The organism is Streptomyces sp. NPDC006265 (assembly GCF_040613555.1).
In the GTDB taxonomy this organism is placed as follows: domain Bacteria; phylum Actinomycetota; class Actinomycetes; order Streptomycetales; family Streptomycetaceae; genus Streptomyces.
Genome location: NZ_JBEXSH010001400.1, coordinates 1 through 1,435, shown reverse-complemented (window position 1 = coordinate 1,435; position 1,435 = coordinate 1). Strand labels below are relative to the sequence as shown.

At 76.7% G+C, this 1,435-nt stretch carries 1 protein-coding gene; it reads left to right on the top strand.

Translation table 11 applies throughout. The annotated features are described in order from the left end of the window. The first annotated feature begins 327 nt into the window (after positions 1 to 327). The gene (locus tag ABZ281_RS49265; protein ID WP_356665363.1) at positions 328 to 918 is read left to right on the top strand and encodes a hypothetical protein; all 591 of its coding nucleotides are present in this window, start codon (positions 328 to 330) and stop codon (positions 916 to 918) included. Positions 919 to 1,435 lie beyond the last annotated feature (517 nt).

The following is a 1,435-nucleotide window of genomic DNA, read 5'->3' as shown; positions in this document are numbered from 1 at the left end:
CGCGCAGATAGACCCGGCCGCCGTCGCCGTCGAGGTCCCCCACGGCCTGCACCCGCGGATCCGTGAGGGCATCCTCGACCCGGCCCGAGTCCTCGCTCGGGCCCCGGCCGTCAGCCCCGTCCCGGCTCCGGCCACCGGCTGACCGTGGCCTGTCCGGTACGGCGGCTGCCTCATCCATGTCGCGTCCTCCCGGTACGGACGCACCGGACATCAATCGCTCCCCACCAGGATGTGCCATGGTCGGCGGTCCGGCGCGGCAAGTGCAACCTTTCGGTCCGCCCGGCCGTCTCACCCGGTACCAGCAAAATGCAAGCCTCGGGGGCGGCAATGGTACGAATCAGAACAGCATGCGCGACTCTCGCACTGGTCGGCGCCACGGTGGGTGTGGCGTCCGTCCCGGCCGGCGCCGCACCGGCGGCCGGCGCGCAGTCCGCCACGGGCGCCACGGCGTGTCCGACCGGCTGGGGAAGCCTCGCCATGGCCGACACCGGCGCCACGGTCGCACCGCTGACGAACGTCAGGACCGGCCGCCACACCTGCTTCGACCGGATGGTCGTCGACGTGCCCGGCGCGGGCAGCGGCGTCGGCTACCGGGTCCAGTACGTCGACCGGCTCTACCAGGACGGCTCGGGCCGCCAGATACCCGTGGCCGGCGGGGCCGTCATCGAAGTGCGGGTGTCCGCGCCCGCGTACGACCCGGAGACCGGCGCGGCCACCTACCCCGGCCGGGTGGCACGCCCGCTGCCGGGCGTGGACCTCACGGGGTACCGCACCTTCCGGGACACCCGGTTCGCCGGCAGCTTCGAGGGCGAGACCCAGATCGGCCTCGGCGTCCGGGCCCGGCTGCCCTTCCGGGTGCAGCAGCTCGACGACCGCGTCATCGTGGACGTCGCCCACAGCTGGACCGCCACGGGCTGAGGCACGGCGCCCGGCACCACGGGCCGCGCGCCCGGGTCACGGTGCACGGGCCGAGCGCCGGGGCCACGGTGCGCGGCCCCCGCGCTCGGCCTACGGTGCGGGCGCCCGACCACGGTGCGCGGGCCGAGAGCCCGAGCCATGGTCCATGAGGCGGGCGCCCGGGTCACGCCCCACGGGGTGGGCGTGGGGGCAACGGTGCACGGGCCGTGCGCCGGAGCCAACGGGCCGAGCGCCTGGGGCACGGACCACGTGCCGGTTGCCCGGCGGCCCGGCCTCAGCCGCCGCGCAACCCGCCCCAGTTCCGCGAGCGTCCGCGCCACCGCACCGGCCAGGCGGGGCCGGTTGCGCACGAAGCGACAGGCGGCCCGTGCGGGTTCCCGGCCCAGCCAGTACGGACCTTCCCGTCCCCTCCCGTCCCGCCCCCGCCAACCACGCACACACCCCCACCCCCCCCCTGGCCCGCCGCGTCCCCGCCGCGAGCAGCCCCGCCCACGGCAGCACCGCACACCGCCACCGC

Coding starts and splice junctions, on each gene's coding strand:
- ABZ281_RS49265 (WP_356665363.1), top strand. CDS start 328: ATGGTACGAATCAGAACAGCATGCGCGACTCTCGCACTGGTCGGCGCC.